This window comes from Gemmatimonadaceae bacterium, assembly GCA_036496605.1.
Taxonomy (GTDB): Bacteria; Gemmatimonadota; Gemmatimonadetes; order Gemmatimonadales; family Gemmatimonadaceae; genus AG2.
Genome location: DASXKV010000032.1, coordinates 98,992 through 123,938, shown reverse-complemented (window position 1 = coordinate 123,938; position 24,947 = coordinate 98,992). Strand labels below are relative to the sequence as shown.

Annotated in this window: 15 protein-coding genes; 5 read left to right on the top strand and 10 right to left on the bottom strand. The window is 63.1% G+C overall.

The genetic code is table 11. The features are described 5' to 3' along the window. Positions 1-19 precede the first annotated feature (19 nt). The 4 genes from VGH98_11280 to VGH98_11265 form a co-directional block, all read right to left on the bottom strand. Complete coding sequence (locus VGH98_11280; protein HEY2376546.1) at positions 20-4,633, bottom strand: translocation/assembly module TamB domain-containing protein; 4,614 nt, start codon at positions 4,631-4,633, stop codon at positions 20-22. Beyond that, positions 4,633-6,822 carry a BamA/TamA family outer membrane protein gene (locus VGH98_11275; GenBank protein ID HEY2376545.1) on the bottom strand — a complete coding sequence of 730 codons (2,190 nt, stop codon included), beginning with the start codon at positions 6,820-6,822 and terminating at the stop codon, positions 4,633-4,635. The genes VGH98_11280 and VGH98_11275 overlap by 1 nt, the downstream gene beginning before the upstream one ends. 155 nt (positions 6,823-6,977) lie before the next feature. Then, complete coding sequence (rho, locus tag VGH98_11270; protein HEY2376544.1) at positions 6,978-8,486, bottom strand: transcription termination factor Rho; 1,509 nt, start codon at positions 8,484-8,486, stop codon at positions 6,978-6,980. Between the two features lie 691 nt (positions 8,487-9,177). After that, a complete protein-coding gene (locus VGH98_11265) occupies positions 9,178-9,810 on the bottom strand; it encodes a histidine kinase dimerization/phospho-acceptor domain-containing protein (GenBank protein HEY2376543.1) in 633 nt (210 codons plus the stop codon). A 60-nt stretch (positions 9,811-9,870) separates the two neighbouring features. Between VGH98_11265 and VGH98_11260 the strand changes: the two genes are divergently transcribed. After that, a complete protein-coding gene (locus VGH98_11260) occupies positions 9,871-10,467 on the top strand; it encodes a hypothetical protein (GenBank protein HEY2376542.1) in 597 nt (198 codons plus the stop codon). A gap of 39 nt (positions 10,468-10,506) precedes the next feature. Here VGH98_11260 and VGH98_11255 read toward each other — a convergent pair whose 3' ends face one another. Then, complete coding sequence (locus tag VGH98_11255) at positions 10,507-11,571, bottom strand: polysaccharide deacetylase family protein (protein HEY2376541.1); 1,065 nt, start codon at positions 11,569-11,571, stop codon at positions 10,507-10,509. Positions 11,572-11,811: 240 nt separating this feature from the next. Between VGH98_11255 and VGH98_11250 the strand changes: the two genes are divergently transcribed. Beyond that, on the top strand, positions 11,812-13,887 hold the full coding sequence (locus tag VGH98_11250) for a PBP1A family penicillin-binding protein (GenBank protein HEY2376540.1): 2,076 nt from the start codon (positions 11,812-11,814) through the stop codon (positions 13,885-13,887). 79 nt (positions 13,888-13,966) lie between these two features. Here VGH98_11250 and VGH98_11245 read toward each other — a convergent pair whose 3' ends face one another. Continuing rightward, a complete protein-coding gene (locus tag VGH98_11245) occupies positions 13,967-15,280 on the bottom strand; it encodes a DUF1501 domain-containing protein (protein HEY2376539.1) in 1,314 nt (437 codons plus the stop codon). 37 nt (positions 15,281-15,317) lie between these two features. Then, positions 15,318-17,150 (bottom strand): DUF1800 domain-containing protein, encoded by a 1,833-nt coding sequence (locus tag VGH98_11240; protein ID HEY2376538.1) that lies wholly within the window; start codon positions 17,148-17,150, stop codon positions 15,318-15,320. A 223-nt stretch (positions 17,151-17,373) separates the two neighbouring features. Between VGH98_11240 and VGH98_11235 the strand changes: the two genes are divergently transcribed. After that, complete coding sequence (locus VGH98_11235) at positions 17,374-20,520, top strand: diguanylate cyclase (GenBank protein HEY2376537.1); 3,147 nt, start codon at positions 17,374-17,376, stop codon at positions 20,518-20,520. Positions 20,521-20,657: 137 nt separating this feature from the next. Beyond that, complete coding sequence (locus tag VGH98_11230; protein ID HEY2376536.1) at positions 20,658-21,434, top strand: hypothetical protein; 777 nt, start codon at positions 20,658-20,660, stop codon at positions 21,432-21,434. Positions 21,435-21,573: 139 nt separating this feature from the next. Here the strand turns inward: VGH98_11230 and VGH98_11225 are convergent, their stop codons facing one another. The 3 genes from VGH98_11225 to VGH98_11215 all read right to left on the bottom strand — a co-directional run bounded on the left by VGH98_11225 (position 21,574) and on the right by VGH98_11215 (position 24,314). Then, on the bottom strand, positions 21,574-22,314 hold the full coding sequence (locus tag VGH98_11225; protein ID HEY2376535.1) for a hypothetical protein: 741 nt from the start codon (positions 22,312-22,314) through the stop codon (positions 21,574-21,576). An 818-nt stretch (positions 22,315-23,132) separates the two neighbouring features. Then, on the bottom strand, positions 23,133-23,465 hold the full coding sequence (locus VGH98_11220) for a hypothetical protein (GenBank protein ID HEY2376534.1): 333 nt from the start codon (positions 23,463-23,465) through the stop codon (positions 23,133-23,135). A gap of 132 nt (positions 23,466-23,597) precedes the next feature. Continuing rightward, positions 23,598-24,314, bottom strand: a complete 717-nt coding sequence (locus VGH98_11215; GenBank protein ID HEY2376533.1) for a response regulator transcription factor — start codon at positions 24,312-24,314, stop codon at positions 23,598-23,600. Positions 24,315-24,502: 188 nt separating this feature from the next. On the opposite strand from VGH98_11215, the gene VGH98_11210 reads away from it, so the two are divergent. Then, the gene (locus VGH98_11210) at positions 24,503-24,940 is read left to right on the top strand and encodes a hypothetical protein (GenBank protein ID HEY2376532.1); all 438 of its coding nucleotides are present in this window, start codon (positions 24,503-24,505) and stop codon (positions 24,938-24,940) included. Positions 24,941-24,947: the final 7 nt, after the last annotated feature.

Genomic DNA, 24,947 nt, shown 5'->3' with positions numbered 1-24,947 from the left:
GTTCTCCAGCCCAGCCCCCTCAGAATCTCCACTGTCGGATGATCAACGCGCCGTACGCCTGCTTTGAGTACGAATTCTGCGCCTCGAGCGTCGGTTCGAGGAGGAGCGCCTGCGGCGCCGTGTACGCCGAGTACAACCACCCCTTGCTCGCGCGATACTCGAGCCGAACGCCGGGATAGTTGTTGTAGAGCTGCACGCTGACAAAGGTATTCGGGTTGATGTATTTCCCCGCCTCGACGCGCGTGCTCTTGATGAAATTGCTCCACCCCTGCTGGCCTGTCTGGAGCTCGGGCGTATCTCCAGGCGAGATATAGAACTGATCTGCGCCTAACGCCTTCCCCGCGCGCGATTGCAGCTGCTCGAACAAGACGCCAAGGGCAACGCCCTCGAGACGAGTCATTGCGACCTGGGCGCTCTGACCGACGACGCCCCCCGGTTGGCCCGCACCGCCGAGACTGGAGCCCTCCGGCTCCAGCAAGTTCGTCGTCGGGCCGCCGAAGGCGAGGAGCGTCAGGAGCTCCGACTGCGTCTTCGGAGGCTGTGCGTCGCTCTGCAACGTAACTTTTGGCGCCTTGAGCGTGCCGCCAATGAGAACCTGGATGTTCAGCGCGGGCGCGTTCGTCAGCTGCACCTGATATTCGCCTGTTGCTTGCAATGTCGGATTGAGATCGGGCGTGCCGACGAACGTCGCTGAGCCGCGCGTAATCGTGAAGCGCTTGCTGAGGAACGTGTAGTCGCCGCGATCGGTGCCGACCGCTCCGGTGAGCGCGAGCGCCGAGTGCGAGACATGGACCTCGACCGGATAGTCGGTGTAGATCTCGACGTTCGCGTCCGTCGTGCGCACCCAGGTGTTGTGATTGATGCCGACCGCGACGTCGATGCGCATGTTCTGAAGGATCGGCGACTGCGCGGGAAAGAGCTGCTTGTCGGCTATGAGCGCGGTGTCCGCGACGTTGAACAAATCTGGATCACCGGCGCTGATCACGCTGCGATTGTCAGTCGCGAATTCCATGACGCCGCTCGTGACCTGCACGCGCCCATTGAGATACGGCCGATTCAATGGTCCCGTGAAGCGCATGTTCGCATCGGCGTTCAGACGCCCGCGATCGTTGTTGAGAACCTCTGCGTTATGCGCCTCGAGCGCGAGATTGAACGCCGGATCGCGCCAGTCGCCGACAGCCAAGCCTCCCGTCACCGCGATCGTACCACGACCGGTTCTTCCAGTCAGCGTATCGACCCGCACGGTGTCGTTCGCCATGCTCAATGCGGCGGTGAGGTTATCCACATACATACCCGTCGACGCGACGCGCACTATCCCCTTCTTCAACCGGAAGGTTCCCGTGAGCGAGGGTCGGTCGAAGGTTCCGCGCATTGCAATCTGGCCCGCTGCCACGCCGTGCACTTCGCTCACGACGCCGGTGAATGCCGGAATGAGCTCCAGCGGCAGGCTGTCAGCGGTGAGGTCGACGGCGAGCGGTTGGCGCAGGAGCCGCGGGCTCGTCGTACCTGACAACGCGAGGTTGAGCGGCAGATTCGCCGTTACGGTCGCCATCGGCGTACGGGCACGGTGCAGCAGATCGAGTTGGCCGCTGAACGATCGATTGGCGTAACCGAATGTCCCACGCAAGTCGGGAACCGTATCGCCCTTGTAGACGCCGTGCACGACGCCTAACGCGCCACGCATTCTCGGCGATGCCAGGGTTCCTTGCATCGTCCCGTGTAGCGACACGAGTCCCTTTAAATCCACGTCGCTCTGCAGAATGTCCAACAAGTCGCCGACGGGGAAGTTGTCGATCGCCACCTCGAAGTTTGCACTGCCATTCGACGGCAATAGCCCATTCGCGTAGATCCGGCTCGTTGAGCCACTCCGCAATTCGAGATTCTGAACGCTGATTCCAGCGGCGCGAGATTCGATGGTCGCGGGATGCGTCGACTGCCATGTCGTCGTGTCGAAGCGCAGCTGCATGTCCGCTAGGCGCAGCTCGCGCAAGTTCGAATTGACTACATAGTCACCCTTGAGGCCATAGTCACGCTGATCGCCCTGGCGCACGAGCACCTCGACGCGACCGCCGCCGTTCTGTGCGTGATAGCTCAGATTCGCGGCGAGGCTGTCGAACTGAAAGCCTGTCGCGCTGATCGAGTCGCCGCGCACCGCAAGCGCGATCGTCGAGGCAGACGTCCGCGCATTCGTCCACGCGTACTCGCCGATGAGCATTCGCGCCGCATTGCCATGAACATTGATGTCGGCGGCGCCGAGCTTGCCTCGAGTGTCGAAGTTCGTGATGTTGCCGCTCAGCGTACCCGCCGCGAACAGTTTTCCTTTCAGAGTGATCGGCGTCGCCTTCGGTGTGTCCACGACGAGACGCGGCATCGCCCGGCCCGTCGCGAGTCGCTCGATCTCCGTTCGCCGCGCGATGCGCGCCGAATCGGCCCGGCCGCGCCTAACGGCGCGCGCGATCGCCGCCGGCCGCGGCCGGATCGAGCCTGTGTCGGGCGCGGTATGCGGAAGGACTCGATCCAAGGCACCCAACGAGTCGACGGCGATGTGATAGTTCAACGTCCCGGTGCGCGTTGCGACGAGCCCGAACGATCCATTTGCCGACACGAGCGTGTTCGCGCCGCTGAGGTTCAGCTTCTGGACCGTCGCGACCCCACTCGCGATTGCGATCCGTACGCTGCCACTGTCGACGGCGAGGCTGTCCCACTTCGACGTGGCGAGATCCGCCGCGAACGTCGCGTTCATTGTCGCCGGTTTGAACCCGGCACCGCGTGCCGATGCGGTCATCGTCAACGACGTCACGGGTCCATTCGCGAGCACCGTGCGCAGATTGAAAATCTTCAGGCCCAACGCGAGATCGTAGTGCTGTGCGCCCGTCAGGCCAACGGTTCCACGAGCCGAGAGCTGGCCGCCGTCGGGAAGTCGCAGGTCAGACGCAACAGCCAGATTCGAGAGCGATCCGGTCAGACGAATTGGACCCACCGCGCGACCCTGCAGCCCAACCGACGGCACGAAGCGGCCGACCTCGGCGAGGGACACGGGCCGCGCGACGACATTCACATCGAGCCACGGCGCCGCGCCGCCAGTCGGCAAGCGCACCGCTGCCGTACCGGTCAGCTGCGAGTAGTTGCCTCGATCCTCATGTGCGATATCGACGTTGCCCGCAAGCTGCGACTTCGTATCGCCCGAGACGACTGCCGTTCCGGTAACGATGCCGGAGAGCGGAAGCTGAAATTTTGGACCGGCGAGCCCCTTCACGAGCTCCACCTGCATTGGATGCATTCGCAGCCGCAGGTTGTTCGCGCGCATGCCGTTGGGCTCGAAGCCAATCACGCCGACAGCAGCCAACTGACTCGTCCCCGTCGTGGCGTCCGCGAATGCGACGTCACCGTCGACATGCAAGTCGTGCTCGCCGCCGTTCACCACCGCGCGTCCCGTGAACGAGCCGCGTCGCGGCGACTTGAAGCCGGCGATCAGTTGCTCCGCAAGCCGGGTGTCGAGATTCGCAAAGCGCAGATTCGTGTCGTGCAGCGCGAACGTGTCGGAAAGCGTGAGGCCGAAGTCGCCGCGCACCCTCGCGCTGCCTAACGCGATGTCCGCATTGCGCGCTGTGTAATCGTCCACGCCACCACGCCAGCTCAGCGCGAAGTCCAGGTTGCCGCCGCCCTCCGACGGCAAGCGCGGATAGAGCCAACGCAAGTCGTTGAGTGCCGCCGGTGCGCCACGCACCGACAACATCATGTCACCAGAACTGAATGCGTAGCTGCCATCGCCGCTCACGTGCGATGCTGGCATCGAAGCGCGAATGCCCTTCCACCACAGCGAGTCGTTGTCGAACTGAAAGCTGCCACGCATCTCCGTCACGACCGCCGCCGGCGGCCGGAACGGAAGCGCCGTCATCTGCAACGACGCGATTTCCGCATAACGACTCTTCTGACTGGGATCGGCGAGTCGCAGCATCGGGAAGGTGGCGTTGATCGAGCGCAGCTCCACCAGCTTCTGAAACGGTGGTGCGCCAGCATAGGCATGCGGTGCCTCGACGACCATCGCGCGCCCCCTGCCGGAGAGCGCGTCCCGAACTGCCGAGTCGCGCGCAGCCGGCGAGAGCTTCGTGCCCGGCGACCACGGAGTGCGTACGACGAGGTCGCCATCGACGACGGTCACGTTCTCCAGCCGAATCCAGCTTCCGAAGCCCGGCGTGGTCGACGCTGGCTGTGTCGTGTCGGACGCGAAGATCCGCTGATAGTTCCATTTTCCGCCCGGCGGACGGTCGAGCACGACCAGTGGCCGCGTGAGTCGCACGTCGGTCAGCCAGATCTTCTTGCCGATCAAAGCACCCAGTGCATAGCGAGCGCTCGCCTCTTGGGCGGCCAGAAACGGCTCACCGCTGCTATCACTGATCGCGAGATCGTGAACCGTTAGGCCAGAAATCAAATTGCCCGACAGCTGACCAATGCTGACGCGGCCGTGCACACGGCGCTGCAACTGCGACAGCGCGAGGCGCCGCACGCGCTCGTGTCCCCAATCGGTGGAAGTGAGTACGACGACGACAATCCCAACGAGCGCCACGATGCCCAACACCACCGTGAAGATGCCGAGCAAAACGCGACCGAGGCGACCGAGAGCTGAAGGCATCAGTACGCCTGCCCGATCGAGAGGTGAAGCACGAGATGTCCGAGGAAGGTGTTGCGGCCCTCGGTCCATGTCCGATCCGACTGCAGCGCAACCAGCTTTGGTACGCCGTTCACGATGTCGTTCGTGACGACGGGGAGATTCTCGGTGAGTTGCGGGTTGTAGCCGATGTCGACACGAATCGGCCCCACAGGAGAGTTGTACCGAATGCCGGCGCCGGGCGTAATCGCGCCGGTGCCCTTCGCGAAACTGGTGATTGACGCGATGTCGCCGAATCCCTGCAACCTGCCATTGCCGACCAACGCCGCGTCGACGAAGACCGCGCCATCGAGCCGATGCATGAGCGGAACACGAAGCTCGACGCTTCCCTCGATGACGGAAGTGCCGCCGGTTGGTCGCGGGACGAAGACGCCGTTCGAGCCGACTTTGTTCGGGTCACAGGCAGTTATGGGAGTACTCAACGGGCAGAGCACGGTGACGGCGCCGCTCTTGGGATCCGTTGAATACCGTAAGCTGCTATCGCTGATCGTCAGCACGCGCGGGCCGAGCTGATTTTCGCCGTAGCCGCGCACCGACATCGCCCCGCCGGCGTAGAATCGCGTTCGAGGATGGAGTACGGTGTCGCCCGTGGAGCTCGCCATCGCACGCACGATGCCGAGGCGCAGGTGACTCGCCACCACCTCGTGGCGCAGACTCGGATGCCAGTACGCCGCCGCATCGACGAGCGCGCGATTATAGCGATAATCGGACAGGGTGTATCGCGTGGCGCTCTGAAGATCGATTCGCGCGACGTAACCCTTTGTCGGCGTAAAGGGCTGATCGCTTCGATCGATGAACGTCGTGAACGTCAGTGGCGAGAGGCTCTGGTGACTGCGCAACGTCGCGATAGTCTGCGTATCGCAGACGCCGTAGTTCACGCAGAAATAGATGTCGCCTGCCTCTACTCGCGTGACCTCGTAACGATACGTAAGGCTCGCCGGGAGGCGCGCCGCCAATTGTCGCGTGAAGGTTGCGGTCGCGCCGTAACCGCGGTCGATGAAAATTCCGGGCTCCGAGCGGCGGTGCGCGAAGACGCCGAATCCAGCCTGATTCTCCGGGCGTCGCATGAACGCCGGCTGAAGGAAATCGACGCTTGCTCCCCATGTCGGCTGCAGAAAGATGTCCTTCGACCCGAAGAGGTTCTCGATGTCGTTCATCTTGGGCGAGAAGATACCCGTAGTCGCGAACAGGTTGCCGACACTTCCCGTCACATCGAACCGGCGCGCGCCGCCCAACAAGTTGTGCGCGCTGTAGCTCGCCTCGAGCCGTGCGTAATTCACATTGTCGAAACCAGCGCCAAGGCGCGCATCGTGCAGCGGCGCCTCGACGACTTGAATCTCGATGTGCTTCACGCTGTCGCCCGTCGGCGGTAGAATGCTCGCGAGACGGAACATGCTCGACGTGTAGAGCGTTCGCTGGCTCTCGAGCATGTCGTCGCGATTGAACGGACGCCCCGGACGCAGCAACAGCATGTTCAGAATTGTCTGCGTCGCGACGCGCTGATTGCCGAGCACCTGAATGCTGCCGACGGTCGTCGGCCAGTTCGAGAAGACGCGAAGCGCAACCGCGGCGCGACGCGTCGAATCGTTGACACTGACGGCCGTATCGACGATCGCATCCGCATAACCGCGCTGCCACATCTGGCTCTGAAAGTTGAGCCGCATCGTGTCGAGCACCGCGACGTTCAACGGCTGACCGACGCGAAGGATCGCAAGTCTGTTGCGCTGCTTGGTGCTGATTAGCGTCGTGTCATAGTCGATGCGCAGAGCGCTGACGATCGTTGGCTCGCCCTCGTGGACGCGGAACGTGACGTAGACGCCTTTGCCGTGCGGCGTCACGGACGTGTCGACCGTTGTCTCACGATATCCGGCTCGCCAATAGTAGACGCGAATCCTGAGCACATCCCGCTCGAACTCCTGCCGATCGAGATAATGCTTCTCGACGAAGATCGGCGACTTGCTCACGAGGCAGAACGGCAGGAGCAGTGGGCTGTTGCATCTCGAGGCCTGCGTCGAGATGCTCTTCAGGAGATAATGCGGATCGACATGCTTCACGCCGGTGACGCTCAGCTTGAGGACCTCGGGTGAGGAGGTCTTTTGTGGCGTCGTTGACTGCGCGGACGACAGCCGAGCGCCCACGGCGAGAAGCAGCACGGCTATCCAGTGCCACGGCGAGCCGCACGCGGACGGGGCGCGGGAGAAATGCGGTAACCTCATGACGGCGGAGGAGACAAGCAAAGCTCGCGCCCGCAGCAAAAAGGCCGCGGCGCTCTTCGCGCCGCGGCCCTCTTTCCAACGCGCCGAAGTCCTTACAAGCCAGCGAGCAACGCGTCGTTGGACGGCGTGCCGCCGATTCGCTTGATCAGCCACTCCATTGCCGATTGTGGCGGCATCTGACTGAGCCCCCGGCGAAGGGTGTACACACTGTCGAGTTGCTCCGGGCGGAAGAGCTTTTCCTCGCGCCGCGTGCCGCTCGTCCCAATGTCGATCGCGGGATAAATGCGCTTCTCGGCGAGCGGTCGATCGAGCTTGATCTCGCAGTTACCCGTTCCCTTGAACTCCTCGAAGATCACGTCGTCCATTCGTGATCCGGTCTCGACGAGTGCCGTGGCGATGATGGTCAACGACCCGCCTCCCGCCGATGCAGGAATCGCCCGCGCCGAACCAAAGAACGCCTTCGGCTTTGCCATGGCGGTGGCGTCCAGACCACCAGAAAGTGTGCGCCCCGTCCCGCGCTCGGCGGTATTGTGCGCGCGCGCCATGCGGGTGAGCGAATCGAGAACGATGACGACGTCTTTGCCGATCTCGACAAGACGCCGCGCCCGCTCGAGCACCATTTCCGTCACCTCGACGTGTCGCTCGGCCGGCTGATCGAAGCTCGATGCGACGACCTCGCCGACGCCCCACGAGATGGCTTCGCTCACTTCTTCCGGGCGCTCGTCGACGAGCAGAATGATCAGCGACGCATTCGGATGGTTGAGCGCGACACCCTCTGTGATGCCGTGGAGCAGCGTCGTCTTGCCAGCTCTCGAGGGTGCGACGATGAGCGCTCGCTGGCCATAACCGATTGGCGCGATCAGATCGATTGCACGGCGAATCAGCTCGGCACCGCCGCGCGCCGATCGCCCAGTCTCCAGCGTGAGCTTGCGTTCGGGATACGAAGCGGGAAGAGAGTTGAACTCGGCGCGGCGAGCGGCCGTGGCGGGGTCGTTCTCATTGATGGAGCGAATCTCGATGACCGTGAGACGTCCGCGCTGGTCACGACCAACGGTGGCGTCGATCAAATCACTTTTGCGAATACCAAGCTGGCGGACGAGCGTCGGCGGAATCCACGCATCGCCGGCTTCCGCGAGATAGCTGTTACCGGCCCGGCGCACGAAGCCGCCGTCGCGCGATGGCTCGAACCATCCTTTCGTGTCGCCGCTCGGTACGAGCGTAACCTGTGCCTGTTGCTGCTGCGGATGATCGCGACGCGGTCCACGATCTCGCCCGCGGCGGCGGCGACGGCCATTGCGGTGTTCGCGCGGCGGATACGAGCCCTCATGTCGAGAAGGATTCGGCGAACCGTAGTTCTGCCCCATCGACTGGGGTGATCCGCCGTTTGTGATCGTGTTGTTTCCAACCGCGCCGTCTTCGTTGACGTTCTCGCCGCCGGAATAGCTATCGGCTCGCGGAGCCTCGGATCGGTTGATCGAGGTGTCTTCAGGAGCCTCATGCGAGTCGGAGCCCGGCTCGCGCGTTGGCGAGGCCAAGGGCATCGGCGGTGCGTCGTTCGGCTCCATGTCACGTGGTTGGGCCGTATCGACGGCCGTGGTCACGACGTGAGGTATCGACGTGTCATCATTCGGGCCGCCGCTGGAGCTCGAGGACGGAGCATCATCCGGGCTGGTATCGACTGGCTCGTCGCGATAGGGATTCGGCTCGCCGGATGCTTCGGCGGCAGGACGATCGTGCGGGCGCTGTGCGCGGCCGCGACGAGGGGGGCGTCGACGTTCGTTCATGCTGCTGTTGTTGAGTAAAGGTGAATACTCCGCCTGCTCGCCCATGACTGAGGGCCGACTGCAAAACTGCGGAAACTCGAGGTCAAGCTGGTGTGTCAACGCTGCGCGACATCGCGCAGAGCGCGCAGCCGGAACCGCTCTGAATCCTGTATGGACTCGCAGTGCGGAATCGACGCAATGTGGCGGGATCGATGCGACGCTTGCTTTGCCTTTAGCCGCTAAGAGCGAAGTTGGCTCACGGCGGTGCCGGCTATCGTCATGCGGCGCGGCGCGTCAACCAACCGGAGAATCGCTCGAGCGCGGACCCAGTCTGCCACGCCAAATCGGAGCGACCGAGCGGACGACGTCGCAGTCGTACCGGCGGACGCCTACGAGTATCGCCACTTACTCGATGTCGCGCAACCCTGAAGTTAATACCCTGCCACGAACAATGCGCTGCGAACTTCGTGCCGCACCCCGAACATCGCGCAATCCCGGCAATCCAATCCATCTCCGGTAGTGCGCCCCGTCACGTTGCGCTGCCTCCCAATACGTCCAGTCGCCGCACGAGTGTCACGATGCGACGGCACAGCTCCACCATCCGGTCTACTGAAGCACGTTGCTCGCTCGTTAGTTCCTCGAGTTGCATCAGCTGCGCTTCCGCGAGAAGTGCGGCGAGCGGATTGTTGATGCCGTGCTGAAGGGACAGGGCCATCTGTCCCGCGGCGAATGTCCGGCGCAGCTGGATCAGCGCCGCGGATTGATTCACGTCGATGTCGAGTGCGCTCGCCAATGCGGTGCCCAATGAAATCGGGTTCGCGTCGTCACGCGGTAAACGCGTGGCACCCAAGGCCGCCGCCGTCGAGTGCAGGCTGGAGTCGTCAGGCACTGGCGTTACGAGAACGATCGGTCGCGTGAAACCATGCCCTCGCAACAATCGCAACGAGTCCGCCGCACCACGGACTACTGCGCCGCCGTCGATCAGTGCGATGTCGGCTGGCGGGAGTCGACCCTCCGCGAGCGCGTGTTGATCGACGATATGCACCGTCACTCGTGGAAAGATCATGGCGAGCTGCGCGTTCAGGAACGACGCGCGGTCGTCGCCCTCCGCGATCAGCAGGACGGTGAGCTCATCGGATTTGTGAAGGGCCAGTGCGGTCACACGGTAATCGTCTTTCCTCGTCGAACTGACTCTCGCACACGACGCGAATAGTATTGGTGCATGGAATCGAGCGATCTATCGTTGGATCTCGGCCTCGCGCGGATTGTGGAAGAGTATCGCGGCACGGCCAACATCGGTACGCTGTTCGATCGTGTGCGCGCGCTAGCGGCAGACGCCGACCCCGATCGGTTGGCGCAAGCCACGAAGCCATATCACGACATGCCCGAGGTCGTCATACCCGCATACGAACACATCGTCTCCGAGCGTCCCCAGAACGCGCAGGCGATGGTCGTCCTCGCGAACGCGTACTGGCTCACCGGTCGGGGCGCCGAGGTGGTCGGCGCGCTTGCGCGGCGCGCGAAGGAAGCGGACTCCCGGAATCGCGGCGCGTGGCATCTGTGGGCGCTCGCCGAAGCCGATTTGCGATTGCGCGTCGAGCGTTGGCTGGAGGTCACGCGACAATTTCCCCAGGACCAACTCGCGCGGGCAGCACTTGCCGACAATGCAACGAGTCTCGCCGGCGCCGAAGACGATCCCGCCGCACTCGACCTCGCGATCGCGACCTATGAGAGTCTGCTCAGCGACGCCTCGAAGCCGGAGCAGCGTTCCGCGCTCCAGGGGACGTTGAAGGTGCTCAGGACGCGGAAACTGGAATAAAGGCAGAGATCGGCACTTCGAGAGGAGCCGTCCTGGCTTTCATTGTACGAAGCGGTTCTTCGTCGCATCGAGCCTGTCGAGGTACTTCCGGATGTCCTCGCCGACGGCCTGGATCCTCGTTATGCTGTGCGGGTTGAACTGCGGATCGTACGGGCTTCGTGTGGGGCCGCCCGCCACCTCGAGCACCGCTTCGAAACTGTACGTGTGCGTCTTGCCAGTCTTCGGATCGGTCCACGAGCCACGCCAGGCGAGCTCGCGGTTCTTTGGCCAGATCCCATATGGCAGCGCGAATGTGCGGACCCGGTATCCGGCGACGGCCGAGTCGATGCCCATCACATTGCGCGCGATCTGCTCTTGCACGACCGCATCTGAGTATTTGTTCAACATCGCGTGCCACAGCGTGTGGCCACAGAGCTCGAAGCCGTTATCGGCAAGCCATTTCACTTTTTCGAAGCGCCATTGGCGACGTTGGCCGCGCCATTTTGGGCCATCGCCGAAGAAGTTGTGGCCGTCCGAGCCGCCGTTCAGCATGCAGAACGTCGCGCGATTCTTCCAATCGGGATGCGACTTCTTGAAGTCGAGCCAGATGCCCATGCCGCTCGTCGGATCGATCTCCAGCTGCCCGTTGTTTTCGATGTAACTGAACTGCTCCGCCGAGGCATCGTCGAAGACGAAGATCACGGGCGACATGCCCGGAGGCACGTCGCGAAAGTCCTTGTCGAGCATTTGTGAAACTGTGATCGGCCGATAGCCGCGGGCGTAGACGTCCTCGAGATCTTTCCGGAAGCTCTCCGGCGTCCGCGTATACTCCGTGTTCTTCGGTCCCCTGATGACGTGATACTCCAGTATCGGTATCCGGCCGAGATGATTCGGGGCGAAGCGCGGAGCACCCGGTTGTGCAACGTCGCCGGCCGAGGACGTCTCCTTGACGCTTCCAGGTGACGCCGTCGGCTGACTGGCGGCCTCCGGCTCGCCGGCAGCGGATCGCACCGGGGCATCGGTTCTGCTCGTAGCATGGGCGTCCCTGCCGGTACCACGGCAGGCGACAGCAGCCATGAGGACGAACGCGGGGATCAGCGATGTGTTGATCGTGCGATATGTCATAGCGTGCGATAACCTACGGCTCACAATCTTGATGAAACGGAATACAACCAGTGTTGGCGAACGGAACTCCGAGACGCGTGAGAACGTAGCAATGTCATGGCCGACAACGCGCGATGGCAGCGCACCTTCCGCGTGAGACTGTCTCCCCGCGTGCTCGTAACGCTGCTCCGGCAACGTTTCCGGGAAGCTCCAAGGCTTCCACTTCATACACTGGTCCGGCGTCACTGGATCGGTCTTTCCATGCTCGTGGGGAGCATTGCGGCTGTGGCCGCCGTCGACTCGTGGCTGTACACGTGCGGATTCGCGGGTTGCCCAACCACGTCGGAGATCCGGGCTTTTCACCCAAGTGAGGGGGGCCGCATCGTCGACGAGTACGGCCGGCTGCTCGGTCACCTCGCGATTGTGCGCCGCGTGAATGTCGATTTGCGCGACGTGCCACCGTACGTCCAGCAGGCATTCATCGCTACCGAAGACCGGCGCTTTTACGACCACAACGGTCTCGATTGGCGCGGGTTCATGCGCGCGCTCGTGCGCAACGTCGGATCGCTCGGCGTGCGCGAGGGATTCAGTACGATCACGATGCAGGTGGTCCACAACAGCTTCCTCGCCGAGCGTTATCACGGCCGTTCGCTGCGCCGCAAGCTCGTCGAGCTGCGCATCTCGCGTCTGGTCGAGCGCGAGCTGACGAAGAATCAGATACTTGAGCATTATCTCAACGTCATCTACCTCGGCAATGGCATGAACGGCGTCGAGGCCGCAAGTCGTGACCTCTTCGGCAAGCACGTGAGCCAACTGACGCTCGCCGAAGGAGCGATGTTGGCTGCCTTGCCCAAGGCGCCGTCAACCTACACGCCGCGCCGGAACGCCCAGGTAGCGGAGAATCGACGCAACCTCGTGCTGGGATTGATGGCGCAGCAGGGCTTCCTGACGAGTGCCCAGGCCAGCGCCGCGGAGCATGAGCCTCTGCGCATTGCCGACACGGAGTGGCGTCCGTCAACCGTGGACGAGCCAACTGCGCTCGATGCCGTGCGGGCCATCGTCGATTCAGTGCTGCCCGACGTGCTGCAGGACGGCGACGTCACCGTACACACGACGCTCGACTACGCGCTGCAGCGATCGGCAGATCGGGCCGTGGCAAAGCAGGCCGCCGCGATCACCCGTGAGACGATCGACTCATATGGACGTGTGAGCGAGCCGGCGCAGGGAGCACTGGTCGCGATGGATCCGGCGAGCGGCGACATCCGCGCCCTCGTGCCCGGTCGTCACACGAATAAAACGGTGCGCGGTGGATTCAATCGTGCCCTCTTTGCCAAGCGACAGCCTGGTTCGGCATTCAAGCCCTTCGTCTACGAAGCCGCGCTCCATGCGGGGTTGTCACCTGCATCGATGGTCGACGACGATCCGGTCGAAGTCAGCACCGGACGCACGATCTGGCGGCCGGCGAATTACGGCGACAATTACGCGGGACAAGTCACGCTGCGACGTGCGCTCACGCTCTCCGCGAACGCCGCCACGGTTCGCGTGAGCCGGACGATCGGTGAGCCGGCCGTCATTGCCGCCGCGCACCGCAACGGAATCGTCAGTTCGATCCCCGCCGTTCCTGCCATCGCGTTAGGCGCGGTGGACGTGACACCGCTCGAGCTCGTGACCGCGTACGCGCCATTCGCCAACGGCGGACGCAAAGTGCGAGCGCGTCTCGTGACCCGAATCGAAGCGCCGGACGGCACACTGCTGTGGAGCACGGAGGTCGAGACCACGCCGGTCATCGATCCACGTGACGCGTACGAGATTACGTCGATGCTGCGTTCGGTGGTCGATTATGGCACCGGTCGCACGCTGCGCGATCTCGGTGTCACGGGGCCAGTCGCGGGAAAAACCGGTACGACGAACGAGGGCAACGACGTCTGGTTCGTCGGCTACACGCCTTCGCTGCTCGCGGGCGTGTGGTTTGGCTATGATACGCCGCGGCCGATCGCCTATGGCGCGTCAGGCGGACATTTCGCCGCACCCGCGTGGGCCGACTTCTATCTCAATGGCTGGCGCGAGCGACCTGGCGCCGACTTCCCCGTGCCGGACGGCATGGTGATGCGCGTGATCGATCCCGAATCGGGAATGCTTGCAACCGAATTCTGTCCTCGCCGCCAGCGCGAATACTTCAAGCCCGGCAGCGAGCCCCAGTTGCCATGCAGCATGCATCAGGCGCCTTTTCAGTCACAGACTGTCGATAACGGCGAGAGCATTCCCCAGGACGTCGGGAATGTTCTGCAGTCGATTGGGAAGGGGATTGGGAAGCTGAAAAAGATATTCCGATTCTAGTGGTGGCTGGTCATTGGTTGCTGGTGATTCGGTTGCTGGTGATTCCTTCTTCACCAACGACCAGCCACCAACAACGAGATCACAGCAGTCCCAACCACTTCGACCGATCATTCTCGAAGCCCGGGAAGATCGCATCGAGCTTTGCTGCGCCGAGGTGTTTCGCGGCCACCTCGCTGAACACCGAACGGAAGTCCGTTGTTAGGGCGAGATCACGTCCTTCGTTGAGCTGCTCCTGCTCCAGGCCCGGCCAGCGACCGAAGATCTTCTTCCCGCCGTGTACGCTGCCACCGATGACAAAGAGCGCTGTCGCGTGACCGTGATCCGTTCCGCCGTTTCCGTTCTGTCGCGCCGTGCGGCCGAACTCCGACATCGTCATGATCACCACGTCCGCCATCCGCTCGCCGAGATCGGTGACGAGCGCGTGAATCGATTTCGCAAAGTCATCGAGTCGCGCTGCCAGTTGCCCCGTCGCGCCACCCTGATTGACGTGCGTGTCCCAGCCACCGACGTCCGCGAAGGCGACTTCGAGTCCGACGTCAGCCTTGATCAGCTGCGCAATCTGGCGCAGATGCTGGCCAAACGGTGACCGTGGATAGTCGGCGCTGTTCTGCGGGATGTATTGCTGCGGATTCGCCGAGCGCAGGATCTTCATCGCCTCGAACATCTCGCCACCCGCGGCGTGAACGACGTCAGCCGACCCGGTGCGATACAGAGCTTCGATTCGTTCGGCCTCACTGCCATTCGTTCGAATCGAAAACTCGTCGAGACTGTTCATCGCGATGACCGGCGCCGGTCCCTCGAGAATACGAGGCGTTTGTGGCGTCATCGCCACGGCCTCGAACGCCGACGGTTTGGAGCTCTCTTTCCGGTTGCCGGCGAGTTGCGCGTCCGGGGCGCATTCCTCGCACGTTCCGCGCGTAGCGAGATAGCGATTGAGCCAACCGTCGGGCGTACCCTTGTTGTCGGGCGTTCCGCTCTCCATGTAGTCCTGCGCATCGAAGTGCGAGCGCGTGTTGCTCGGACTTCCGACCGCGTGCACCGGCGCGAGCAGACCTCGGTCCCACAATTCCTTCATCGGACTGAGCGATGGGTGCAGGCCGAAAAATCCATCCAGATCCACCGCCGCTTGCGCGGCGCCGGACACAGGACGCGGAATGGCAATCGAAGGCCGCATTCGATAGTAGGCCGCCTCGCCGTGCGGCACGACGACGTTCAGCGCGTCGGCCGCGCCGCGCTGGAAGAGGCAGATGAGAATCTTCCCCCGGCCATTGCCGTACGTCGACGCCCCGCGCAGCAGATCCATTCCGTACACGCTCCGGCGCAGGAAAGAAGGGCTCAGCCCCATCGTGACGAGCGACATCGCGCCGGATTTCATGAACACACGACGATTCATACGATACCTCGATGCTCGATAGGCGTCAGTCCGATGCCTAACGACGTTGGAATTCCGGTGAGCCCAGCGCGAGACCGACAACCTGGGCAAGGCCCTCGAGATTCACCGGTCGATTGAGCGGTGACGCGGCATTGGGCCGCGGCCGACCATTCTTCGCGACGGCCTTGCCGGCTTGTCGCGGGCGCTCGTTCGCCATGTCGTCTGACATCGGATTGTCCATGATGTCGCTGCCTGACGAGTCGGCCGTGGCGAGCTTGCCGACAAGGGGGTTCTCGCCAGACATCAGGATCGATCGTGTCTCCGGAGACGACTGTCCGCCGAGGATCGACTTGATCACGCCATCCACCTGGGCCGATCGGCTTTCGCCGCGGAGCGACGACGCATACGGCCACGTTGTGAGCGTCGCGCCCGGAACGCGACCGGCCGCGAGCGCCAGCCCGAAGTTGATGCGATTGAGGATCGCGCCGGTGTTCATCCACGCGTCGCCACGATCGGGCCAACCATCCGGTGTTTGTCGTCCGAAGATCGGCTGCCCGAGACGCGCGACCAACTGTGCGGTGCGCGGCGTCGTGTCCGGCTGCGCGTTCATGGCGCGCAGCGCGCTCGCGACGACCTCGAACGGCGTCTTCACCTTGACGCGATACGCCGCTCGGCTGAAGAACTCCGGGGAGGTGACGATGCAGCGCATCGTTTCGCGAATGTCACCGTCGGTCTTGGAGAAGACGGCCGAACACCGATTGACCACGGGAGCCGGAGCCGTGTCGCTCACGAAGTGCCTAACGAGCTTCGTCGTGATGAAGCGCGCCGTGGATGGGTGGTGCGCGACGATGTCGAGCACCTGCTCACCATCCTCGATTCCCTGTCCCGCCTTGAGCTTATGGCCGAGCACGATCTTCTCGCCGGCGTCGTGCATCTCCGGTCGGAACACGAACTCGCCATTTCGCGGATTCATCGTCCAGCCAGTGAGCGCGCGCGCGACTTCGATGACGTCCTTCTGCGTGTAGCCGCCGTCGACACCGAGCGTGTGCAGCTCCATCAGCTCGCGTGCGTAGTTCTCGTTCAGTCCACGCGCGCGGCGCTGCGGTGCGGGCGCGGCGGCCCCAACGGTCCGCGGAAAGCGACCGAAGTTCGGGCGCAGACCACCACCGTACCGACGCACGGGCTGACGTGCCGATGCGAGTGTCGGATGCAAGCTGTCCGCGGCACTCTGCCAATTGTCGAGGAAGAAGAGCATTGCGGGACTCTTCGCGACGGCCTCGAGCAGATCTCGGAATTTTCCCAACGCGTGTGGACGAATTACGTCGCGATCGTACGAGGCCAGGAATAACCGCGTCTGCCCTTTGCCCGAGTACACCGAGAAATGGTTCTCCCAGAAATCGACCATGACTTCATCGAGCTGTCGCTCACTCACCACTGCGCGCGCGAGCTTCGCCGACTGCACGTCGCCGACGATCTTCTGCGCCTTACGCGCGAGATCGCGCAATTGCGGATCGTTCGCGAGCGCTTCGCGTCGCGCATCGCGCTTGCTCGCCGTGTCGCCTTCGTTTCGCAGTTGCATTTGCTCGCGGCGACGTGCCTGCTGCACCTGGCGGAACGTCTCGACCAGATCGGACGTGCTCTCATGGAGCGTTTGATATTCCGACACCAGCTGGTCGGCGGCTGCGTCATCGATTCGGTCCGGCTGCAATTGCGTCGCAATCCATCTGTCGACGCCCATCGCACGTACCTTATCGGCGTCGCCGGGACGCGCACCGAAGCTCAGGCGATTGAGGACCTGCTCCACTTGCTCGTCGGGCAGCAGTTCCCTGGGCTCCGCCGAGATCGCGACCAGGGGGCTCGCGACCGGCGCGGGAACAGCCGCGGATCGCATCGTCGATCCGACGGGCCTGCCGGTCGAACATGCGGCCACAACTATGGTCGCCAACCCTAATGAAAAGGTCGTAACGCGCATGGGAGTCACACTACTCGATAACGGGAAGAAACGACTGTTGGTGGACGGCGCCGGAGGTCCCATCGTTAAGGATGCGACAGGCCGCGGAAGCTGGCTCGCATGAAGACTATATGACCCAAATCGCGTCTTTTCCCCTTGCGTCATTCGGGCCTCCGCTCTTACGGTTGTCTTTACCCCCGACTCGAAGCCACTCTGGCCACGGCTGCGAGCGCCCTGCCGGCAGGAGCATCTCATTCTTCTCGATCAACAGCGACGGCTCGCTACGTACGACGCCTTCGTCGACACCGCCACGGCATCGGTCGCCGAGGCGGGCGCTGCGCGTCGTCCAGTTGCGTTGCTCGTAGCCGATATCGATCACTACCGACGGCTGGCCAAGGAGTTTGGTCAACCGTACGCAGAGTCCGTATTGCGGACGATCTTCGATCTCGCGCGCGCCAATCTTCGTGAAGGAGAGTTGGTCGCGCATCCTGGCGGGGACGAGCTCGTTGCGCTTCTTCGCGCTTCGGCGCCTGCGGCACGCGAGGTCGCCGAGCGGCTCTGCATAGCAGTGCGCGGCCATCTCTTTCCGAGCACGGACCACGCGCCGGCGCCGCGAGTCACGATCTCGATCGGGGTAGCGACTGCGCCCGAACATGGCGCCACGTATCAAGCTCTGCATGCCGCCGCCGACGCCGCTCGCGTACGCCTCAAGTCGCAGGGCCGCGACGGCGCTGCGCTGGCCGGCCTACCTGGGGACGAGCCACCACAGCGCGGGCTCGACATCGAGCGATTCGCCGGCCGGAACGAGGAGTTCGGAGCACTCGTTCGACACCTCGTCGAGGCGGTAAACGGGACGCCGCGAGCGGTCGCCATCCTTGGCGAAGCGGGGTCGGGCACGGCGACGCTCGTGCGACAGCTGGAGCCCGAGATCCGCTTGCGTGGCGGTTCGCTCGTGGTCGGTCGTTCCCGCGAGCACAGGGTGCGCGAGCCATACGGCGTCTGGTCGGCTTTGATCGCCGCGCTTCACCGATTGCCGGAAGCGCCCAGCGGCCCGTGGCGCGAACTCCATTTTCTCGTGCCGGCGATCGCGGGCGAGTCATCGCCGGAGGGTTCGCGCTGGGGCAGCAAATACCGGCTGTTGGACGAGATCGCCGAGTACATCCGCAGTGTCGCGCAGCGACGACCTTTGGTGTTGTTGCTCGACGAGATGCAATGGGCGGACGTGGCCTCGTGGGATGTGCTCGAGCACGTGTGTCAGCAGCTCGAGAATGAGCGTTTACTCATCGCGATGACGTTTCGCACCGAGGCGGCGTATGCCGAGGCTGCCGAACGACGCCAGGAGCTGACGCGAAGCGCCGTCTATCGGGAGATCACGCTGCCGCGTCTCACGCGCGACGACGCCAAGCGCTGGCTCGAGGGCGCGATGCACGGACAGGAGGTCGGCCGTGAGCTGCTCGCCTTCATCTATCGGCATACGGAAGGGAATCCACTGTTCATCGCGCAGCTGCTGCGCGCGCTCGTCGAGGAGAACGCGCTCTGGCAGGTGGAGGGCCACTGGCAGTGGACACCGGTCTCGGAGCTTCGCCTGCCAATCGGTCTATCGGCACTCATCGCGCGCCGGCTAAGTCGTTTATCGTCGAGTACGCAAGCCGTGCTGAGCATCGCCGCGGTGATTGGCGACGAATTCGATGTCGGACTCGTGGTCGAGGCGGGTGCGGGAAGCGAGGCGGCGGTCCAACTGGCTCTATCCGAGGGATTGGCGGCTGGCATTCTCAAGCCATCATATGAGCGCGGCGGCCGCGGCTACATATTCGCCCACGCGCACATGGTCGAGGCACTCGTGCAATCGATGGCGCACGATCGGCTGCGCCAGACGCATCAGCGCGTGGCCGAGGCCATCGAGCGTCGGGACCGTTCACGGGCGTCCGAGATCGCGCTGCATTACGATGCGGCGGGCAGCGTGTCGCCGGCGTACCTGCACGCGTTGATCGCCGCCGAGCACGCGGAACGTGTCTACGCATATGCCTCGGCGAATGGTTTTCTGAACGTGGGCAGCCGCAATACTTCGACACCGGGCGAGCTCGCGGAGGTGCGCGTCCGTCTCGCGACACTTGCGGAGATCACGGGCCGCTTCGACGAAGCGGAAGAGCTCTGCGATCTGGCGATCGAGTGGTTCGTCGGCAAACGTGACGCGCGGCGTGCGCTCACCCTTCGAAGAATGCGTGAGCGGGCACGGAAGGAACTAGCGCACCCCGCGAAGCTAACGCTCGAGAGCTTGTTGCAGCTCGATTACGAGGCGCGAGCGCTTGGCTTCGTCACCGAACGCATCGAGATATTGATGATGCTGTCGCAGACGCACGGTCGTCTGGGTGACGACGCCGAGGCGGAGCGAACGGCGAACGAGTGTGTCGACACAGCCACGGCCCATGGCGACCAGATGCTCCTGGCTCAGGCCCTTAATCGTCTGGCTGCGACGCTTCAACAGAGAGAACCTGATCGAGCAGAACAGATCTATCGGCAAGCTCTCTCCATCGCCGAACGAACAGGCGATACGCGTGGCCAAGCGCGCTGCCTCAATAACCTCGGAAACATCGCGGCCTGGCGAAATGCCTGGCATGACGCGCGAAGCTCGTACACCACGGCGATCTCGCTGGCACGGTCAGCTGGAATGCCAGACCTGTGGGGTATCGCGGCGCTCAACCTGGGAGTGAGCTACCACCGCAGCGGCGATTATGAACGCGCTCGCGAACTCCTCGGTGAGGCGCTTGCCTTGGTCGCGGCCGTGAAAAACAGCGAGATCCAGCTCTACGCGCTATACAACATGGCGCACGTGGAGTGGGAAAACCGAGCCTGGGAGGTGGGCGCCGAGCTCTACGAAGCGACGGCTTCGCTGGCGCAGCGAATTGGTGCGGACGATGTCGAGATCGGTTCTCTAGCTGCCGTTGGGCTCTGCAGTTTGGAAGGCGGCAAGATTGAGAAGGCGCGCGAGGGCAATGAGGAGATACAGGACCGACTGAGCCGGCGTTCTGATTGGTTCCAAGGTCGAGAATTTGCAGAAGCTCTTGCGGTGATGCTGCTTGTGGCCGATGACCGAGTCGAGGAAGCAATCGGACGATATGAGTCTGCGGTCACAATTGCCGAATCCTCCGACCTCTACACGGCGGCGTGGCTAACCGCGACATGCTCGAGAACATTGATCACTTTGGCCCCTGATCTGATGCGCACGTGGATTGAGCGATTCAGATCACCAATAGACGAATTTGGATACACTGGTATCGCGAAGCGATTCAATGAGTTGATCAGTGGGTGATACAACTCACGGCATCAAGTCCGACTCTGGCGGACCTTGTGACAACATCTTAGCTTGGTGTCGATGCCGGCGCCTTGGTTCGCCCTCGTCCGATGAGTTCGCGGGCGGGCCCTTACCCACATTGGTCGACGACGACTATGCGAAGTAAATCCCTCCTCCTGCTCGTGGGTGCAGTTGCGGCGCTTGCCGTCGCGTGCCGGGATGCCGTTGCTCCCACGCGCAATGCGGATCCCCTCTCCGCTTCTGCTGCGGCGTCCTTTTCGAAGAACGGATCCAACGCCAACCGTACGATACTCGGGACGCTCGAGCTTTCGCCTAACGGCGGTACGTATCACGTTGGTGATTTCGATATCGTCGTGCCCGCGGACGCTGTCTGCGATCCCGCAACAACGAAGTACGGCGTGAAGCATTGGGACGACGACTGCAGACCGGCGACGAAAAACGTCACGGTGAACGTGGTCGCAAAGAAGCAAGGGCACGGCGTGAGCGTCGACTTCCAGCCCGATCTTCGGTTCAGACCGAGCGCGGGCTGGGTGACCATCCAGACGAGCGCATATAGTTCGCTGCTCACCAGCAACGGTGTTCGACAGCTCTCGCCTGCGTCTTCGTTCTTCCAGAATTTCGCGATTCTCTACGTGCCCACGGGCGGATCGGCGCACGTCGACGAAGTACGGTCGACCGGCGACGCATCGATGGTCACTCACGTCGACCTGCAGACGGGTCTCGTGTGGCGTCGCGTCAAGCATTTCAGCGGCTACTTGGTTACTGCTGGTTTCTCGTGTCCGTCGGTCGGATCCGATGGCACGTGTAATGTCGATCCGACGAACATTGCGGCACCGTTCGTCGATGCCAGCCTATTCGGTCCGGTGCTGGCCGATAGCCTCAGCCTGCTATCGGTTATTGTAAATCCCTAACGAATAGTACTCGATCAACGCCAAACGGGGCGCCGCGATTGCGGCGCCCCGTTTGCATTCCCTTTATCCCTCGATCACTCGTCACCTCGGACGCTGCGCGAAAAACATATCCGACGCGACGCGACGTACCATGCAGCGGCTACGCTGCTGCTTCCGCTGCCTGCCCGGCCGCACTGGTCGCCGCGAGCCGGGTCGCCGGCGATGTCGATCCCGCCGATATCGCAACTACGCCTCCAGCGGGTTTCGACGATCGAGGCAAGGCCACCACGCTCGCCCACGTCGCCAGTAACTCCGGATCACTTTGAATCACCGGTCGCACCAACGTGTCGATCACGCGCACGAGCTGGATGACGCGAGTCTCATGTCCCAGCATCGCCGCCGTCGTGCCGATCCGCCGCGCCACTTGCGCGGAGCGCTGGTCAATCGCGTCGCGCAGCGTCTTCGTGGCGGTGCTCAACTGCTCCACGAAGTTCGACGCAGAGCCGCGCGCCGTGAACTGCGGCCCTACCACGTTCAAGGCCGCCCCCATCGCGTCGCTCGCCGCGGCGAGGCGTTCGCTGTTTACCTTCTCGCTCGGTAACGCGAACGTGATTTCCGTCCCGTTGATCTCGAGCTCCATCGTGCGGCTCATGCGGACGATGGGCTTGAGATGGGTGTCGCGGAGCGTCTTTCGGAGCCGCCGGATCTCCGTCGTCTGCACCAGCGACTGCTTCGTGATGGCCTCCTGCGCCGCCGCATCCGCCGTGAGCTGATCGAGCGTGTCGTCGAGCTCCTGCCTGAGCGTCGTGAGCTCGGCGAGGTCGCTCTTGACGTCGTACTCGCTGAGGAAGTCGCGGACCCGACGGGCCCACTGCAGGACCTTCGCTTGATACTTGTTCATCGCCCTATCCTCCCTGGAGGTGTGTGTTGGACGCGTGACGACCGCCGGCCGGGCGTGCGCGTCCTTCGCGCCCGGCGCCACGGCGTTGCCGTTATGCCTCCTACTGATAGGAACGCCGGCGACGGCATTCTCACTAGTCTGCTCGTTTCGTTTGTGCGCTCCGTATTAAAGACGTTGCCATTCTGAAAATGTCTTAGTCGGCTTCCAACTTTTTTGGTAACGCCGCTACTGTATCAACTCCGCCGAGCTCCAGTTTGGCCCCCCGTTTTCTTTCGGTGAGCTGCCTAACCGCTTCGTCGAGCTCGTTTCCGAGCGCGGTGAGCCCTATCTCCGATCGGGCAACGTGAAGTTTCGTGAAAGCGCGATGCGTCCTCGCCAGACCATGCGCGTGTTCCACGCCGGCGTGAGGTCGTTCCCGAGTGTCGTCGCGTGATTCAAAAAAAGGGTGATGCCGCTCCGAAACGGTGCGGCCCCTTTCGCAAAAGGTGCGCTGCGTCCTGGAAAGCCAGCGCTCGATTCTAGAAAGCGCGCGGCCGATCCTCGAAAAGCGCGCTGCATCCTCGCAAAAGCACGCTCGAGCTTCGCAAACGCATGCTGGATCGTCGCAAAGGCGCGCAGCGTCCTCGAAAAGCACGCTGGATCTGCCCAAAAGCATGCTGGATCTTCGAAGAAGCACACGGGATCTTCGAAAAGCGCGCTGGAGCTTTGAAAAGGCGCGCTCAATCGTTGAAACCAGGGACTCGAGCGGGCAAACAACGGCGTCGATCGCAGAAACAGCACTGGTGGTATGCCTAACGGCGCCGCCGATCGTACAAGAGTTACCGTCGATCCTGCGAACGGCGGCGGCGATCGAGGCAATTCCAGCGGCCGCCGAGGAAATCCCAACGCTGATCGAGCGAATACCAGCGCCGATCGAGCGAATTCCAGCGCCGATCGAGCAAATAGCAGCGCCGATCGAGCAAATCCCAATGGTGCTCGATCACATTCCAGCGCCGACAGAGGAAATTCCAGCGCCGATCAAGCCAATGACAGCGGCGATTGGTCAAATTCCAACGGCGATCAACCAAGTCCCAGCGGCCATTGGTCATGTTCCACCGGCGACCGAGGAAATTCCAGCGTCGATCAACCAAATCCTGGTGGCGTTCGTTCATATTCTGCCGCCGCTTGAGCAAAATCCCAACGCCGGTCGATCGAATTCCAGCGGCGATCGAGCAAATCCCAACGCCGATCGAGCAAAGACCTGCACTCGCAGCGGGCACGCAGCTCGTCCTTCGGCGTACTCCTCAGTCGGTATCCTCGGACGATGCGCGAAAGACATATCCGACGCGACGCACTGTGAAGATCATCGCCGTGCGATTGTTCGCCTCGAGCTTCTTGCGCAGATACGCCATGTACACGTCGACGATGTTGGTCGGGTCCGGATCGCCCGGTCCCTGCTTCCAGACCTGCGCGACAATCGCCGCGCGCGTGAGCGTGCGGCCGGGGTGGCGCATCATGTACTCGAGCAGCGCGAACTCTCGCGGGGTCAGCGTCAACGCATGCCCGGCGCGCCACGCCTCTCGCGTGAGTGGATCGAGCAGTACGTCGCCCACCCTGAGCTGTGCGGCCCGCGTGCGTAACGCCGAGCGACGCAGCAGCGCGCGCACTCGCGCAAGAAGCTCTTCGGCGTCGAATGGCTTCGCGAGATAATCGTCGGCACCTGCCTCGAGTCCGGAGACGCGATCGGCGACCGCTCCGCGAGCGGTGAGCATGAGCAGTGGCGCGTGGATACCGCGACGACGCAGCTCAGCTGCGACTTGAAGACCGTCTCGCCCTGGCAGTCCGAGATCGAGGATGACCAGATCCGGCGTTTCATCGAGCGCGCGCGCGAGGCCTGTTTCACCGTCCATCGCTGCGCTCACGTCATAACCCTGCTCGCCAAGCACTCGCTCGAGCAGAGAGACTACCTCGGCGCTATCCTCGACAACGAGGATGCGGGCGGCTTCAACGGCGGCAAACATGCGGTGGGCCAAGTTAGTGGAGCGTCCGCGTGCGGCAAGTACGGTTACCAATCGAATCTTCCATCAACTGATGATGCGGACACGCGACGATCTGTCGCTGACGCTCGGCACAGTTGAGTGACACGAGTAGGAACGAGTGTCGCTCTTTGAGACTTGAGAGGAGACTGAACACGGCATTTCTTTGTGCGGTGCAACGCCAGATGATCGTAAGGGGCATCACGGTCGGGATGATTCCGGCCGCGGCCACGACAGGGATGCTCTGGGGCTATGGAGTGCGCGTAGGCGCGCCAGAACGCGTCTTTGCGGCCATAGGCGCGGTTGTACTTGGAACAGGCACCCAAGCCGCGTTCGGACCGCTGTACGTCCTTGCCGGCGCGCTCGTGCACGTCGCGGCGATGCTCTCGTTTGGCGTCGCGTACGCTGCGGTCACCCGCGAGCAGGGTGAGCATCCGGTTGCCTGGGCGATCGCGATTGCCGGCGCTGCAATCGCCGCGGTCTTTGTGTCCGCGCGGACCTTCGCCGGGTCAATCACCCTAGTGCTCACCCCGGGAAATCTCATCGCGATCGGCGTGGTCATCGCCATTACTTTGCCGATCGGCATGCGCTTTGCCCCTTCTCGTGTGTAAAAGTTCT